The sequence below is a fragment of the Massilia cavernae genome, from assembly GCF_003590855.1.
Classification (GTDB): Bacteria; Pseudomonadota; Gammaproteobacteria; order Burkholderiales; family Burkholderiaceae_D; genus Telluria_A; species Telluria_A cavernae.
In genome coordinates this window covers 1-14,619 of the sequence record NZ_QYUP01000016.1, presented here as the reverse complement: position 1 = coordinate 14,619, position 14,619 = coordinate 1, and the positions used below count along the sequence as shown (strand labels likewise).

The 14,619-nt window shown below is 64.5% G+C and carries 13 protein-coding genes; 9 read left to right on the top strand and 4 right to left on the bottom strand.

Features of this window, described 5'->3' with window-relative positions; translation table 11 throughout:
- Positions 1–100 precede the first annotated feature (100 nt).
- Positions 101–1,342, bottom strand: coding sequence for a putative Na+/H+ antiporter (locus D3872_RS01910; RefSeq protein WP_119809222.1), 1,242 nt, complete (start codon positions 1,340–1,342; stop codon positions 101–103).
- 134 nt (positions 1,343–1,476) lie between these two features.
- Between D3872_RS01910 and D3872_RS01905 the strand changes: the two genes are divergently transcribed.
- Positions 1,477–1,758, top strand: coding sequence for a polyhydroxyalkanoic acid system family protein (locus tag D3872_RS01905; RefSeq protein ID WP_119809221.1), 282 nt, complete (start codon positions 1,477–1,479; stop codon positions 1,756–1,758).
- 132 nt (positions 1,759–1,890) lie between these two features.
- Here the strand turns inward: D3872_RS01905 and D3872_RS01900 are convergent, their stop codons facing one another.
- Both D3872_RS01900 and D3872_RS01895 read right to left on the bottom strand, forming a co-directional pair.
- Positions 1,891–2,145: an acyl-CoA-binding protein gene (locus D3872_RS01900; protein ID WP_119809220.1), complete on the bottom strand. Its 255-nt coding sequence runs from the start codon at positions 2,143–2,145 to the stop codon at positions 1,891–1,893.
- Between the two features lie 32 nt (positions 2,146–2,177).
- Positions 2,178–2,534: an FKBP-type peptidyl-prolyl cis-trans isomerase gene (locus tag D3872_RS01895; RefSeq protein WP_119809219.1), complete on the bottom strand. Its 357-nt coding sequence runs from the start codon at positions 2,532–2,534 to the stop codon at positions 2,178–2,180.
- A gap of 150 nt (positions 2,535–2,684) precedes the next feature.
- Here D3872_RS01895 and D3872_RS01890 point away from each other — a divergent pair, with 150 nt between their 5' ends.
- The 3 genes from D3872_RS01890 to D3872_RS01880 all read left to right on the top strand — a co-directional run bounded on the left by D3872_RS01890 (position 2,685) and on the right by D3872_RS01880 (position 8,807).
- Entirely contained in the window at positions 2,685–3,527 is an 843-nt protein-coding gene (locus tag D3872_RS01890; protein ID WP_119809218.1) for an EI24 domain-containing protein, read from the top strand.
- A 533-nt stretch (positions 3,528–4,060) separates the two neighbouring features.
- A complete protein-coding gene (locus tag D3872_RS01885; RefSeq protein ID WP_119809217.1) occupies positions 4,061–7,117 on the top strand; it encodes a transglycosylase domain-containing protein in 3,057 nt (1,018 codons plus the stop codon).
- A 280-nt stretch (positions 7,118–7,397) separates the two neighbouring features.
- Positions 7,398–8,807 carry a TAXI family TRAP transporter solute-binding subunit gene (locus tag D3872_RS01880; protein ID WP_229459106.1) on the top strand — a complete coding sequence of 470 codons (1,410 nt, stop codon included), beginning with the start codon at positions 7,398–7,400 and terminating at the stop codon, positions 8,805–8,807.
- An 8-nt stretch (positions 8,808–8,815) separates the two neighbouring features.
- Here the strand turns inward: D3872_RS01880 and D3872_RS01875 are convergent, their stop codons facing one another.
- Complete coding sequence (locus D3872_RS01875) at positions 8,816–9,274, bottom strand: rhodanese-like domain-containing protein (protein WP_119809216.1); 459 nt, start codon at positions 9,272–9,274, stop codon at positions 8,816–8,818.
- A gap of 320 nt (positions 9,275–9,594) precedes the next feature.
- On the opposite strand from D3872_RS01875, the gene glnA reads away from it, so the two are divergent.
- The 5 genes from glnA to D3872_RS01850 form a co-directional block, all read left to right on the top strand.
- On the top strand, positions 9,595–11,010 hold the full coding sequence (glnA, locus tag D3872_RS01870) for a type I glutamate--ammonia ligase (RefSeq protein WP_119809215.1): 1,416 nt from the start codon (positions 9,595–9,597) through the stop codon (positions 11,008–11,010).
- 173 nt (positions 11,011–11,183) lie between these two features.
- Positions 11,184–11,681, top strand: coding sequence for a DUF4124 domain-containing protein (locus tag D3872_RS01865; RefSeq protein ID WP_119809214.1), 498 nt, complete (start codon positions 11,184–11,186; stop codon positions 11,679–11,681).
- On the top strand, positions 11,678–12,739 hold the full coding sequence (glnL, locus tag D3872_RS01860) for a nitrogen regulation protein NR(II) (protein WP_119809213.1): 1,062 nt from the start codon (positions 11,678–11,680) through the stop codon (positions 12,737–12,739). The genes D3872_RS01865 and glnL overlap by 4 nt, the downstream gene beginning before the upstream one ends.
- Before the next feature lie 64 nt (positions 12,740–12,803).
- The gene (gene ntrC, locus D3872_RS01855; RefSeq protein ID WP_119809212.1) at positions 12,804–14,273 is read left to right on the top strand and encodes a nitrogen regulation protein NR(I); all 1,470 of its coding nucleotides are present in this window, start codon (positions 12,804–12,806) and stop codon (positions 14,271–14,273) included.
- Between the two features lie 75 nt (positions 14,274–14,348).
- Positions 14,349–14,619, top strand: a 271-nt coding sequence (locus D3872_RS01850) for a CorA family divalent cation transporter (RefSeq protein ID WP_274381676.1), incomplete at its 3' end; no start/stop codon positions are given.

Genomic DNA, 14,619 nt, shown 5'->3' with positions numbered 1-14,619 from the left:
GGCAGACACGTTTGTGAAGAAATAGTGGCGCGGCCAGCCCCGGCCGCGCTTGATTCGGCGCAAGCCCGGGATAGAAGCGCGGGTAAAACGGGCGGCCGTGCTACACGAGGAACATCACCACCGCCACCACGGTCGGCAGCGCGGCGCCGGCCAGAAGGCCGGGCACCCCGATAGCCTCGTCCCGGAAGCCCTTGCGCAGCAGGGCCGCGCCGGCCGGATTGGGCGCGTTGGCGATCACGGTCAGGCCGCCGCCGGCCACCGCGCCCGCCACCAGCAGGTACTTCGCCTGGTCGGACAGGCCATGGATCAGCGAGCCGAGGTAGGTCAGCGCAGCGTTGTCGGTGATCGCGGTCAGCCCCACGGCGCTGAAGAACAGGGCCAGCGGCTGCAGGCTGGTGACGACCGGCTGCAGCCACCACTGCTGCATGCCGCCCAGGACCACCAGGCCGGCCAGGAAGAAGCCGACCAGCACGCCTTCGCGCAGGATCAGGGGCGACTGGTACTCGCCATAGGCATGGCAGAAACCGAGGAACAGCAGGAACAGGCCGAGGAAGATGACCGGGTGATGGGCGAAGCCGACCACCGCGGCGAGGAAGGTGATGTGGATCAGGCGCACCAGGAGCGGCACCGGCGCGCCGTCCTCGACCGGCACTTCGTCGACCAGGTGGGCGCGCAGCATGAAGGTAACGACCGTGGCGTTGATGACGACCGCGATGGCGGCGCGCCAGCCGAAGGTGGTCGCCATGAAGGCCGAGTCCCAGCCCCAGGTGTGCGCCACCATCAGCACCGGCGGCGCCGCGAACGAGGTCAGGGTGCCGCCGATCGACACGTTGACGAACAGGACGCCGAGCGCGGCGTATTTCAGCCACTCCGGCATCTCCTTGCGGAACACCAGCGGCAAGAGCATCAGCGCGGCCAGCGTCATGGCGGCCGGCTCGGTGACCAGCGAGCCAAGCAGCGGCACCATCGCCATGCATAGCCAGGTGCGCGCGACGGCGGCACGCGCGGGCGCCATCCGCGCCAGCAGCGCAATGAACCAGCGCACGGTTTCGAGCACCGGCCGCGATGCGGCGATGACCATGATGACGAACACGAACAGCGGCTCGGTGAAGGTGCGCGATTCGGCGTAGGCCAGCGCTGCGGCGCCGCCCGATACCAGCGCCATTGCGCCGACAAGGATGATCGCCCACATGCCGAAAATGACCTCGACCTCGCCGAAGTAGTGGATCAGGCCCTCGTGGCGGGGGAAGTGGTGGGCGAGGCGTACGAAGTATTGCGCGGTGAAGGTATGCACGAGCGCGAGGCCGAAAATCACGGCGGCGATCAGCTGGATGTCGGTCATGGTGGTCCGGGGTAAACGAGCAGCTCGTATTATTGCCGATTTCTCAATGCCGCCGGCAAAAAACGGGATGCGCCTTGGACGAGATTGCCTATGCGCGGTATCATCTTCGTTTTGCCCGAAACGGAAACACCGACATGGCTGACATCAGCATCGTCCAGGACCACAGCCTGACGCCGGAAAAAGCGCGCGACGCCGCGCAGCAGGTAGCCGACAAGATCTCCCGCGAATTCGACCTGGCCTGCAAATGGGAAGGCGACGTGCTGCGCTTCGAGCGCAGCGGCGTGAACGGATCGCTGACCTTGCGCGGCCAGCAGGCGCGGATGCAGATCACGCTGGGATTCTTGATGGGGGCGTTCGCGCCCACGATTCGCGCCAAGGTGGCGGAGAAGATGCAGAAGGTGTTTTGCGCGGCGTGATGAAGAAGTAGGGCCGTAGGGCCGTAGGGCCGTAGGGCCGTAGGGCGGATAAGCGGAGCGCATCCGCCGATTTTGCGCCGCGTCGACGCATACATGGCGGATGCGCTGCGCTTATCCGCCCTACGGGTGTACTTAAGCCTTCAGCTCTTCAATCAGGTCGACATACTGCTGCATCGCCTCATCCTGCGAAGTGCCCTTCAGCGCGTCCCACGCGTCGAACTTGGCGCGGCCGACCATGTCGGTGAAGCCAGGGCGCTCGCCCGTCGCGTCGCCGCCCGAGGCCTGCTTGTACAGCGCGTAGATCTTCAGCAGCGTCATGTTGTCCGGACGCTCAGGCAGGTTCTTGGAATCGGCCTGGGCCTGGGTGAACTGTTCCTGCAAGCTCATAAATGCTCCTGTGGGATGGGTAAAGCGGGCGCTTAGACAGCCAGCAGCTCGACGTCGAAGATCAGCGTGGCGTTCGGCGGGATCACGCCGCCCGCGCCGCGCGCGCCGTAGCCCAGGCTCGCAGGGATGGTCAGGCGGCGCTGGCCGCCGACCTTCATGCCCTGGACGCCTTCGTCCCAGCCGCGGATGACCTGGCCGGCGCCGAGGTTGAACTGGAACGGATCGTTGCGGTCTTTGCTCGAATCGAATTTCGCGCCCTGGGTGCCGTCGTCGTTGCGCAGCCAGCCGGTGTAGTGAACGGTGACAGGCGTGCCTGCCTTGGCTTCGGCGCCTTCGCCGACTTTGGTGTCTTCGTACTGCAGGCCGGATTCGGTGGTGGTCGTGGACATGTCGTTTCCTTTAAGAGAGCGGTGTGATCGACGATTGTAGTCCATGCCGTGTCAATCCGCCAATTGACGGGCCGGCAAGGCAGAGCTCCCGGGTTTCGATTATGCTTCGCCTGCTTCGAACGACAATTCGCCAACCATTCATCCAGCCTAATGAACCAGAACTCCCTGCGTCCCGTCGCCACCGCCTACGGCCGCGCCCTGATGTCCCAGCTGAGCGGGAAAATGCTGCTGCTGTCGGTGATTCCCTTCCTGCTGTCGGTGGCACTGTGGGGCGCGCTGCTGTGGAACGGCCTGCAGCCTGTGCTCGACCACATGCACGCGCTGTTCACGGAGTATGGCTGGTTCAGCGCCAGCGGCAGCTGGCTGTCGGCGCTGGGCCTCGGCTTCCTGAAGACCGTCATCGTGCCGCTGCTGGCGGTGCTGTTCCTGCTGCCGCTGATGGTGGTGACTTCGCTGCTGTTCATGGGCGTGGTGGCGATGCCGGCCATCGTGCGCCACGTCGCTCGCCGCCAGTTCCCGCAACTGGAGATGAAGAAGGGCGGCAGTTTCATCGGCAGCCTGCTGGTCAACCTGAGCGGTTTCGTCATCTTCGTTCCGCTTTGGCTGCTGTCGCTGCCGCTGTACGCGATCGCGCCGGTGGCGGTGATCGCGCAGGCCGCGCTGTGGGGCTGGCTGACCGCGCGCGTGATGAGCTACGACGCGCTCGCCGACCATGCCAGCGAAGACGAACGCATCGAGATCGCGCGCCGCCACAAGCGCCAGCTGATGATCATCGGAATCGCATCGGGCGCGGCCGGCGCACTGCCGGGCATCGTGTGGATCGGCGGGACCATCGTGGCCGTGTTCCTGTTCCCGTTCCTGGCGGCGCTGTCGATCTGGCTGTATGTGGTGATCTTCATTTTCACCGGACTCTGGTTCCAGTATTACTGCATGCAGGCGCTGGCCGACCTGCGCGCCGAACGCGGCACGAACGTGGTCGCGGCGGCGATGTAATCATCCGGTCAATTGACGTTTTTATACTAACATGGTTAGTTCGCGCACCGACTGTAACGGCGGGGCGCGAATGCATATTGCATGAATCGGCGGCGCCTTTTTTTGCATCCAACGCAGTCGTTGTTTTTTTGCGAAAATGGCAGGACGAAATCAAACTTTTCATGAACTCGCCTTCGTGCCACAGGGTTCGTGTGGTGCAATGTAGTTATCGCGAATCGGTATCTTGAGTGGGGTGCCGCGCAGTAGATTGCAATAACAAGCTCTTCAAATCACTCGCACCAACCAGTTGCACAGATGGCGAAGGTTGAACGGGGATTCGAAGTAAAATTGATTCAAACCGGTTGACCATCATGGAAAGTACTCGTCGTTTTCGACGGCCCCGCATCGTAGACCGCGCCGTACGCAAATTGCGCGGACGCGCCGCTTCTATCGCCAGCACAGGCACGCACAGCGTACCGCATCTCAATTACCCGCATCCGCACCTGTCGCTCGTGCCCGAGCCTGCGCCCGTATCCGAAGGAGCGGAAGACGCCATGCCCGAGCCGCAACCCGACAAGCCGCGCCGCCGCTTCCGCCCCGTCCTGTTCATCATCGTGCTGGTGCTGCTCGTGCTGGCGGCCGCGCTGGCCGCCTACGAAATGCGCAGCTCTGCGATGCAGGCCGAGTACTTTTCGCGGCTGGCGTCCAAGCTCACCTACACGATGGGCGAGGGCCCGAGCAAGTCGATCCGCTTCCCGTCCGAAAGCCCGTACGACGCGCGCCTCGGCTACGCCAACCTGCCCGGCTACCTCGACAAGCTGCAATCGCGCGACTACCTGGTGGCGGCGCAGGCGCGCATTTCGCCGGCGATGTCCGACATGGCCGACCATGGCCTGTTCGCCACGTACAAGGAAAAGACCAGGGCCGGCCTGTCCATCCTCGACTGCCGCGGCGCGCCGCTGTTCTCGTCGCAGTTCCCCGAACGCTATTACGACGGCTTCGACAAGGCGCCTGCGCTGCTGGTCAAGAGCCTGCTGTTCATCGAAAACCGCGAACTGCTCGACACCAAATACCCGAAGCGCAATCCTGCCGTCGAATGGGACCGCTTCAGCAAGGCCGTGCTCGACAAGTTGCTGAGTGTGTTCACGCCGGGCGACAAGCGCTCGGCCGGCGGCAGCACGCTTGCCACGCAAATCGAAAAATACCGCCACTCGCCGGAGGGCCGCACCGGATCGCTGTCCGACAAGCTGGTCCAGATGGCGTCGGCCACGCTGCGCGCCTACCAGGGCGGCGAAGATACGACAAAGGCACGCCGCCAGATCGTGGTCGACTACCTCAACACCGTGCCGCTGTCGGCCAAGCCTGGCTACGGCGAAGTGAACGGCATCGGCGACGGCATGTGGGTCTGGTACGGACGCAAGTTCGACGAGGTCAACCGCGTCCTTGCCGGCCGCCTCGACACGCCGCAGGCCGCGCAAGTCTACAAGGAAGCACTGAGCCTGATGATCGCGCAGCGCCGTCCCGCGCACTATCTCGGCGCCGGCGACGACGACCTCGAAAGGCTGACCAACACCCACCTGCGCGTGCTGGCGCAGGCCGGCGTGATTTCGCCCAAGCTGCGCGACGCCGCGCTGCCGCTGCCGCTCAACCCGTCGGCCAGCTCCGGCGTCGCGTCGCCGGCCGCCAACACCTTCGTCACGCGCAAGGCCTCGAACGCGGTGCGCACCCACCTGGGCAGCATGCTCGGCGACAGCCGCCTGTACAACCTCGACCGGCTCGACCTGTCGGTCGCCAGCACGCTCGACTCGAACGCGCAGAACGCCGTCACCGCGGTGCTGCGCGACCTGCGCGACGCCGAAAAGGCAGCAGCGGCCGGCCTGACCGGCAAGGGCCTGCTGGGCAATGGCGACCCCGCCAACGTGGTGTACAGCTTCACCTTGCTCGAACGCGGCGCCAACGCCAACTACCTGCGCGTGCAGACCGATAACTACGACCAGCCGCTCGACATCAACGAAGGCGCGAAGCTTGACCTCGGCTCCACCGCTAAGCTGCGTACGCTGGTGACCTACCTCGACATCGTCGACCAGCTGCACAAGCGTTTCTCAGGCATGGACGCGCAGCAGCTCAAGGCGGTGCATATCGATCCGAAGGACCGCATGTCGCAGTGGGCGGTGGAATACTTCACGCTCAACGCCAGGCCGGAACAGCGATCGCTCGATGCGATGCTGGAGGCGGCGCTCAACCGCAAGTACTCGGCCAGCCCGTACGAAGGCTTCTTCACCGGCGGCGGCCTGCACACCTTCGGCAACTTCAGCAAGCTGGACGACCGCAAGATCATGCCGGTGCGCGACGCGCTGCGCAGCTCGACCAACCTGGTGTTCGTCCGCATGATGCGCGACGTGGTGCGCTATTACATGTTCCAGCTGCCCGGATCGTCGGCGGCGCTGCTGGCCGATTCGACCGATCCGCGCCGGGCCGAATACCTGGCCCGTTTCGCCGACCGCGAAGGCCGCGAGTTCCTCACGCGCTTCTATAACAAGTACCGCGGCAAGACCGCGGCCGAAGCCGAGAAGGTACTGCTGGCCAGCCTGCGTCCGACGCCGACCCGCCTGGCCAACGTGCACCGCACGATCGCGCCGGAAGCGACGGTGGCGCAGTTCGGCAAGTTCATCAACGACAACCTGGCGTCGACCAACGAGATCGACGACGAGCGCATAGCACGCATGTACACGCAGTACTCGCCTGCCAACATGTCGCTGGCCGACCGCGGCTACCTGGCCACCATCCACCCGCTGGAATTGTGGCTGGTCGGGTACATGCGCGCCCACCCCGAGGCCAAGTTCGCCGACATCACCGACGCCAGCGTGCGCGAACGCCAGCTGGTGTATGCGTGGCTGTTCAACACCCACCGCAAGCACGCCCAGGACCGCCGCATCGCCGGCCTGCTGGAGGTGGAAGCCTTCCTCAAGATCCACGCACAGTGGAAAAAGATGGGCTATCCGTTCGACTCGCTGACGCCGTCCTATGCGACCACGCTGGGCGCCTCGGCCGACCGTCCTGCTTCGCTGGCCGAGATGATGGGCATCATCGTCAACGGCGGCCTGCGCAAGCCGACCCGCCGCATCGACTCGCTCCACTTCGCCAAGGCTACGCCGTATGAAACGCTGGTCAAGCCGGCGGGCGAAGCCAAGGCCGAAAGAGTGCTGTCGCCGGAAGTGGCAAGCGTGGTGGCGGAAGCGATTCGCGGCGTCGTGTCCGACGGTACCGCCAAGCGCGTGAAAACGGCCTTCACGATGTCGGACGGGCAGGTGATCGCAGTTGGCGGCAAGACTGGTACCGGCGACCAGCGCTTCGAGGTGTATGCGGGGGCAGGGCGCCTGATCGAGTCGCGCTACGTGAACCGGTCGGCGACCTTCGTCTTCAACATCGGCGAGCGCTTCTTCGGCAGCATGACGGCTTACGTGGCCGGTCCGCGTGCGGCCGACTACGACTTCACCAGCGCGCTGCCGGTACAGTTGCTGGTCACCCTGGCGCCAAGCCTGATGCCGATGATCGAACCGCCGGCGACGACGGCTGCAGGCGTGCCGTACAAGGTCTGCGGCGGCAACTAAGCCTCATGGATCTCTGACACGTAGGGCGGATAAGCGCAAGCGGTGAAGCAGGGGTTTCGAATCGCAAAGCGATTCGCCTGCGGAACGGCATTCGCTTGCAAGCGAATGCTCCTTAGCGAAGCATCCGCCGAACGCATGCGCCGCCATAAATGCATGCAATCGGCGGATGCGCTTCGCTTATCCGCCCTACTCGTTTCCGGTGCGCGCCGGTTGTAGGGGGGGCACACGTTACGCCTTGCATAGTTGTTAAAACCTTGGCATCGTACGGAGCATGAAACCCATGCGCCGCGTTATGTCCAACATCCGGAAATTCACCCGGTTCTCCTTCCCCGACCTGGTCGCCGCCACCGGCCCCACCGTGATCCTGATCGCGGCCCTGTGTGCGCTCGCCTACGTGATGGTCGACCCGACTCCGCCGCGCCAGGTGTCGCTGGCCACCGGCCAGGAAAACAGCGCCTACGAGGAGTTCGGCAAGAAGTACGCTGCCGCACTGGCCAAACACGGCATCAAGGTCACGCTGCAGCCCTCGCTCGGGTCGCAGGAGAACCTGGAGCGGCTCAAGGACGGCACCGTCGATATCGCCTTCGTGCAAAGCGGCGGCTCGACCGAACAGGCCGGGGGCGAGCGCAAGGGGCTGGTCTCGCTGGGTAGCCTGTTCACCGAGCCGGTCTGGCTGTTCATGCGCGAGCCGGTCGCCGTTACCCACATCGCCGACCTGAAAGGCAAGCGGATCAACTTGGGGCCGGAGGGCACCGGCGTGCCGAAGCTGTTCCGCCAGGTGCTCGAGCTGAACGGCGTCGATCCGGGCACGCTGATCATCGGCGGCCTGGAAAACACGCCGGCCACGGTCGAGCTGCTGGAAGGCCGCATCGACGCGCTGGTATTCAGCTCCGGCCCGGAAGCGCTGCTGGTGCAGATGCTGCTGCAGACGCCCGGCATCAAGCTGTTCGACTTCTCCCAGGCCGAGGCGTACACGCGCCGCATGCCGTTCGTGTCGCACGTGGTGCTGCCGCGCGGGATCGTCGATGTCGGCCGCGACCTGCCTGCGCAGGACTATCACCTGATCGCGCCCACCGCCACCCTGGTCGCGCGCGACGACCTGCATCCCGCGCTGGTCGACCTGTTCGTGCAGGCCGCCAGCAGCATCCACGGCGCGCCGGGATGGTTCCAGCAGCAGGGCCAGTTCCCATCGCCGAAGTTTACCGAGATCCCGGTGGCGCGCGAGGCGCAGAAGTTCTACAAGGATGGGCCGCCGCTGCTGCAGCGCTACATGAGCTTCTGGATGGCGAACCTGCTGGACCGGATGTGGGTGCTGGTGGTGGCGCTGGCGGCGCTGTGGATCCCGCTGTCGAAAGTGGTGCCGCCGCTGTACGTATGGCGAATCCGCTCGCGCGTCTACCGCTGGTATGGTCAGCTGCGCACAGTGGAGCAGGAACTGGACGCCGCGCCGCACGAGGGAAAGGCGCAGGTGTGCGCTGCGCTGCTCAAGCGCCTCGACGAGATCGAGGACAGGGTCAACCAGATTTCGATTCCGCTGGCTTTCGCGGATGCCCTGTACGGCCTGCGCAGCCACATCAATTTCGTGCGCCAGCGCGTGCGCCATGCGATGAATGTGGAGGGGCGCGGCAAGGAAGCGCGCCCCGAGGTTGCTGCCGATGGAGGGACTGCGGCGCCGGGCGCCGCGGTGTAAGCATTCGCTTACGCGCCCTTCCAGGGCAGGCCCTCCTTGCACCAGCCGCTGACGGTCTTGCGGTGACCTTCGCTGTCCTTCGGCCCCTCGAAGCCGTCGAGGATGTCGAAGGCATGCGGGAAGCCGGCTTCCCGCGCGGCCGCCGCGCCGCTGCGCGAGCGCACGCCGGAACGGCACAGGAACAGCAGGATGTCGTCGCGCTGCGCGGCTTCCGCCAGGTGCTGTTTGAACAGCGGGTTCTGGGTGCCGCCCGGCCAGGTATTCCATTCCACTTCGATATGCTGGCTGCCCGGCACTGCCGGACGGCCGACCCATTCGCGCTCGGCGGTGGTGCGCACGTCGACCAGCTTGACCCGCGGGTCGGCCTGGATCAGCTGCCAGGCTTCTTGCGGCGTCACCGCTCCCTCGTAGGGCTGCCCGGGCGTACGGGTGCGGGCGCGGGTGAGAATCTCTTGAACGGTGTCCATGCGATGTCTTTCAGATAGTATTTAGGGCTATGATAGGGATCCGGCGCACCAGCCGAGGGCAAACAGCCTATTCCGGTGCATTGCGCATCAAAACGGTGCGATAATTTATGAATGCACCAATATTGTGCGATGACTCAGCGGCAGACAGCGGGCGACGTTTCGGTTCGGTTCATTTTAGAAGCATTTTATCGCCCGTTCAAAGGTGCTGCTGCGTAACACGGTTTTTCGCTGGCTGGCATGCTTCCTGCTTATAGCTGTGCAAGCTTTGCCGCAAGCGCACGTGCGCCGGCAACCCCCCATTTCATTTAGGAGAATCCAGAATGGCAAGAACAGCCGCAGAAGTCTTGAAGATGGTCAAGGACAACGAGGTCAAGTTCGTTGATTTCCGTTTTGCCGACACCCGCGGCAAGGAACAGCACGTGACCGTGCCTGTGTCGCACTTCGACCTCGATAAGTTCGAGTCGGGCCACGCGTTCGACGGCTCGTCGATCGCCGGCTGGAAGGGCATCGAAGCATCGGACATGATCCTGATGCCTGACCCGAACACCGCGCACATCGACCCGTTCATGGAAGAGACCACGCTGTTCATGCAGTGCGACGTGATCGAGCCGTCGGACGGCAAGGGCTACGACCGCGACCCGCGCTCGATCGCCAAGCGCGCCGAAGCCTACCTGAAGTCGACCGGCATCGGCGACACCGCCTTCTTCGGTCCTGAGCCGGAATTCTTCATCTTCGACAGCGTGCGCTGGAAGATCGACATGTCGGGCTGCTTCGTCAAGATCGACTCCGACGAATCGTCGTGGGCGACCGACAAGGAAATCGAAGGCGGCAACAGCGGCCACCGTCCAACCGTCAAGGGCGGCTACTTCCCGGTTCCTCCGGTCGACAGCTTCCAGGACATGCGTTCGGAAATGTGCCTGATCCTCGAAGCGCTGGGCATCCCGGTCGAAGTGCACCACCACGAAGTGGCCGGCGCCGGCCAGAACGAAATCGGCACCAAGTTCTCGACCCTGGTCGAGCGCGCCGACTGGACCCAGAACCTGAAGTACGTGGTCTGGAACGTGGCCCACAGCTACGGCAAGACCGCGACCTTCATGCCGAAGCCTATCGTCGGCGACAACGGCTCGGGCATGCACGTGCACCAGTCGATCTGGAAAGAAGGCAAGAACCTGTTCGCAGGCGACGGCTATGCCGGCCTGTCGGATGACGCGCTGTTCTACATCGGCGGCATCATCAAGCACGCCAAGGCGCTGAACGCGATCACCAACCCTGGCACCAACTCGTACAAGCGCCTGGTGCCTGGCTACGAAGCCCCGGTCAAGCTGGCCTACTCGGCACGCAACCGTTCGGCATCGATCCGCATCCCGCACGTGGCGAACCCGAAAGGCCGCCGCATCGAGACCCGCTTCCCTGACCCGCTGGCCAACGTCTACCTGTGCTTCGCCGCGCTGCTGATGGCAGGCCTGGACGGTATCCAGAACAAGATCCACCCGGGCGAAGCAGCGTCGAAAGACCTGTACCACCTGCCGCCGGAAGAAGACGCGCTGATCCCGACCGTCTGCGCATCGCTGGAAGAAGCACTCGACGCGCTGAACAAGGACCGCGAGTTCCTGACCCGCGGCGGCGTGTTCAGCGACAGCATGATCGATGCGTACATCGAACTGAAGATGACCGAAGTGCAGCGCATGCGCATGACGACCCATCCGGTTGAATTCGACATGTACTATTCCTGCTAATCGTTTTCTTGTTCGCTTGCCAGCTTGTGTGAACAGGCTGGCATCGAATCTGTAAATGAGCTGTAATAAACGCGCGGAGAGCCACAGCTTTCCTCGCGTTTTTTTTTAGGATAAGGTATGTTCAAGGTCACCTTTATTCCGCACGGATTCACGTGCTTTGAACGCTGATGCTAATGACAACGAGGATTTTCCCTGCAGTTATCGGCTTTGCACTGATGTCGGCGGCGCCGTTCGCGGCGGCCGACATCTACCTGTGCACCGATGCGCAGGGCAGGCGCGAGCTGACCGATGCCAGCCGTCCAGGCTGCAAGATGCTCGACGTGCCCGGCTCGATCGCGGCGCCGCCGGCGCGCAAGGGGCCTGCACAGCAGCCGGCCCGGATAGCGTCGACGATGTCGACGGCCACGCCGGCGGATTTCCCGCGCGTCGACAGCGCCCAGCAGCGCGCGCGCGACGACGACCGCCGCGGCATCCTGTCGGAAGAGCTGCGCAGCGAAGAGCGCCGCCTGGCCGAGCTGCGCAAGGAATTCAACAACGGCGAGCCTGAACGCCAGGGCAACGAAAAGAACTACGCCAAGTACCAGGCGCGCGTGGCCGACATGCGCGACAGCATTTCGCGCTCCGAACAGAACGTCGCCGCGCTCAAGCGCGAACTGTCGAACATCCGATGAACGCCGACGCGCTGGCCGGACTCGACCTGCTTGCCTCGGCGGTGCTGATCGCCGACGCGGCCGGCCGCATCCAGTACGCCAACGCCGCTGCCGAGAACTTGCTCGACAGCTCGGTCAAGGCGCTGTCGCGCCAGAGCCTGGCCACCCTGTTCGTCAACGGCGACGAACTGGCCGCGCTGTGCGAGCAGGCCAAGGCCCACAAATACGCCGACATCCGCCAGGACCTGGCCCTAGAACGGGGCGGGCGCGAGCCCTTGCATGTGCACAGCATCGTTTCGGTGCTCGACGGTGGTGCGGTGCTGGTCGAGTTGCGCGAGAACGACCAACAGCTCAAGCTCGACCGCGAGGAGCGCCTGCTCGACCAGAGCCAGGCCAACAAGGAGCTGATCCGCAACCTGGCGCACGAGATCAAGAACCCGCTGGGCGGCATTCGCGGCGCGGCCCAGCTGCTCGAACTGGAGCTGCCGCCGCTGCACCTGACCCAGCTGCGCGAATACACCCAGGTCATCATCAAGGAAGCCGACCGGCTGCAGACCCTGGTCGACCGCCTGCTGGCGCCGCACCGGCGCCCGCACATCGTGGGAGACGTCAACATCCACGAAGTGCTGGAGCGGGTGCGCAGCCTGATCCTGGCCGAATTCCCGAGCGGGCTCGCGATCCGGCGCGACTATGACGCCTCGATTCCCGAGTTTCGGGGCGACAAGGAACAGCTGATCCAGACCGTGCTCAACATTGCCCACAATGCCGCCCAGGCGCTGGCGGAGCGCATCGAGGCGGGCGACGCCGAGATTATTCTGAAGACGCGGGTGGCGCGCCAGATGACCCTGGCCAAGGTTCGCTACGCGCTGGCATTAGACTTGCATATCATCGACAATGGACCGGGGATCTCGCCCCAGATCCGCGACCGGATTTTCTACCCGCTGGTGTCGGGCAGGGATGGCGGCAGCGGTTTGGGGCTGACGCTCGCACAGACCTTCGTGCAACAGCACATGGGCGTGATCGAGTGCGAGAGCCGGCCCGGCCTGACCGACTTCCGCATCCTGCTGCCGCTGCCATAAGCCGCGGCCCGGCGGGTGGCAGCGGTCCCCATTGCAGATCGATTAAGCGGGAAAGCGCGAATACATGAAACCAATCTGGATAGTCGACGATGATGCATCGATCCGCTGGGTGCTCGAAAAAGCCCTGGCGCGCGAAAACCTGGCCACCCGCAGCTTTTCGAATGCCCCCGACGCGCTCGCCGCGCTGGAGCTGGAAACGCCGCAAGTGCTGGTGTCCGACATCCGCATGCCGGGCGAGTCCGGCCTCGAACTGTTGCAGGCAGTCAAGGAAAAATGCCCCGGCCTGCCGGTCATCATCATTACCGCCTACTCCGACCTGGACTCGGCCGTGGCCGCCTTCCAGGGCGGGGCCTTCGAATACCTGGCAAAGCCCTTCGACATCGACAAGGCTGTCGCCCTGATCCGGCGCGCGCAGGATGAAAGCCTGCGCGAAACCAGCGTCGAGGCCGGGCCGGCCGACACCCCGGAAATCCTGGGCCAGGCGCCCGCCATGCAGGAAGTGTTCCGCGCCATCGGCCGGCTGTCGCAGTCGAACGTGACGGTGCTGATCACCGGCGAATCCGGAACCGGCAAGGAGCTTGTCGCGCGCGCCCTGCACAAGCACAGCCCGCGCGCCAGCCAGCCCTTCATCGCACTGAACACGGCGGCGATTCCCAAGGACTTGCTGGAATCCGAACTGTTCGGCCATGAACGGGGCGCCTTTACTGGCGCCCAGGCAACACGGCGCGGACGCTTCGAGCAGGCCGAGAACGGCACCCTGTTCCTCGACGAGATCGGCGACATGCCCTTCGACCTGCAGACCCGGCTGCTGCGGGTGCTGTCGGACGGGCACTTCTACCGGGTCGGCGGCCACCAGCCGCTCAAGGCCAACGTGCGGGTGATCACCGCGACCCACCAGAACCTCGAGCTGCGCGTGCGCGAAGGCATGTTCCGCGAGGACTTGTATCACCGCCTGAACGTGATCCGGCTGCGCTTGCCGAGCCTGCGCGAACGGCGCGAGGACATTCCGATCCTGACCCGCCATTTCCTGGTGCAGAGCGCACGCCAGCTGGGCGTGGAGACCAAGCGCATGAGCGAGGCGGCCATGGCCTTCCTCAGCAGCCTGGAGCTGCCGGGCAATGTGCGCCAGCTGGAAAACCTGTGCAACTGGATCACCGTGATGGCGCCGGGGCAGACGGTCGAGGTCAAGGACCTGCCGCCGGAACTGGCGCATGGCTCGGGCGGCGGCTGGGACACGGTGGCGCAGGCGCCGCTGGAGCTGCCGATGTCCTCGGTGGCGTCACAGGCGATGGCGCCGGCGCGTAATGGGGACTGGATCGACATGCTGGAAATGCAGGCGGCCAGGATGCTGAGCGCAGGCGAGCTGGAGGTGATGGACGTACTGGGGCGCCAGTTCGAGTCGGCGCTGATCAAGACGGCGCTGAAGTATACGCATGGACGCAAGAACGATGCGGCGGTCAGGCTGGGGATCGGGCGCAATACCATCACGCGGAAGATCGCCGAGCTGGGGATAGGCGGGGCGAAGGACGATTAGCCGCAAGGCTGCGGTTCGCATATAGCCTGCCAGCATATAGTAAGCTGTGCGCTTTGCAAGCTTACTGGATTGTCCATGTTGATCAACTGCGTTGCGTATGAAGAAGGCAAGAAGCTGTCCGACATCCCGGTGGAGGCGATCAGCGACTACCTGGCACGTCCCAGATGCTTTGTGTGGGTAGCGCTGGCCGACCCCCTGCCGGATGAACTGCTTGAAATGCAGGTGGAGTTCGGCCTGCACGAACTGGCGCTCGAGGATGCGATGCGGGGCAACCAGCGCCCCAAGATCGAGGAATACGGCGACTCCATGTTCGTCGTCGTCCACATGGTCGAACTGTCCGGCGACG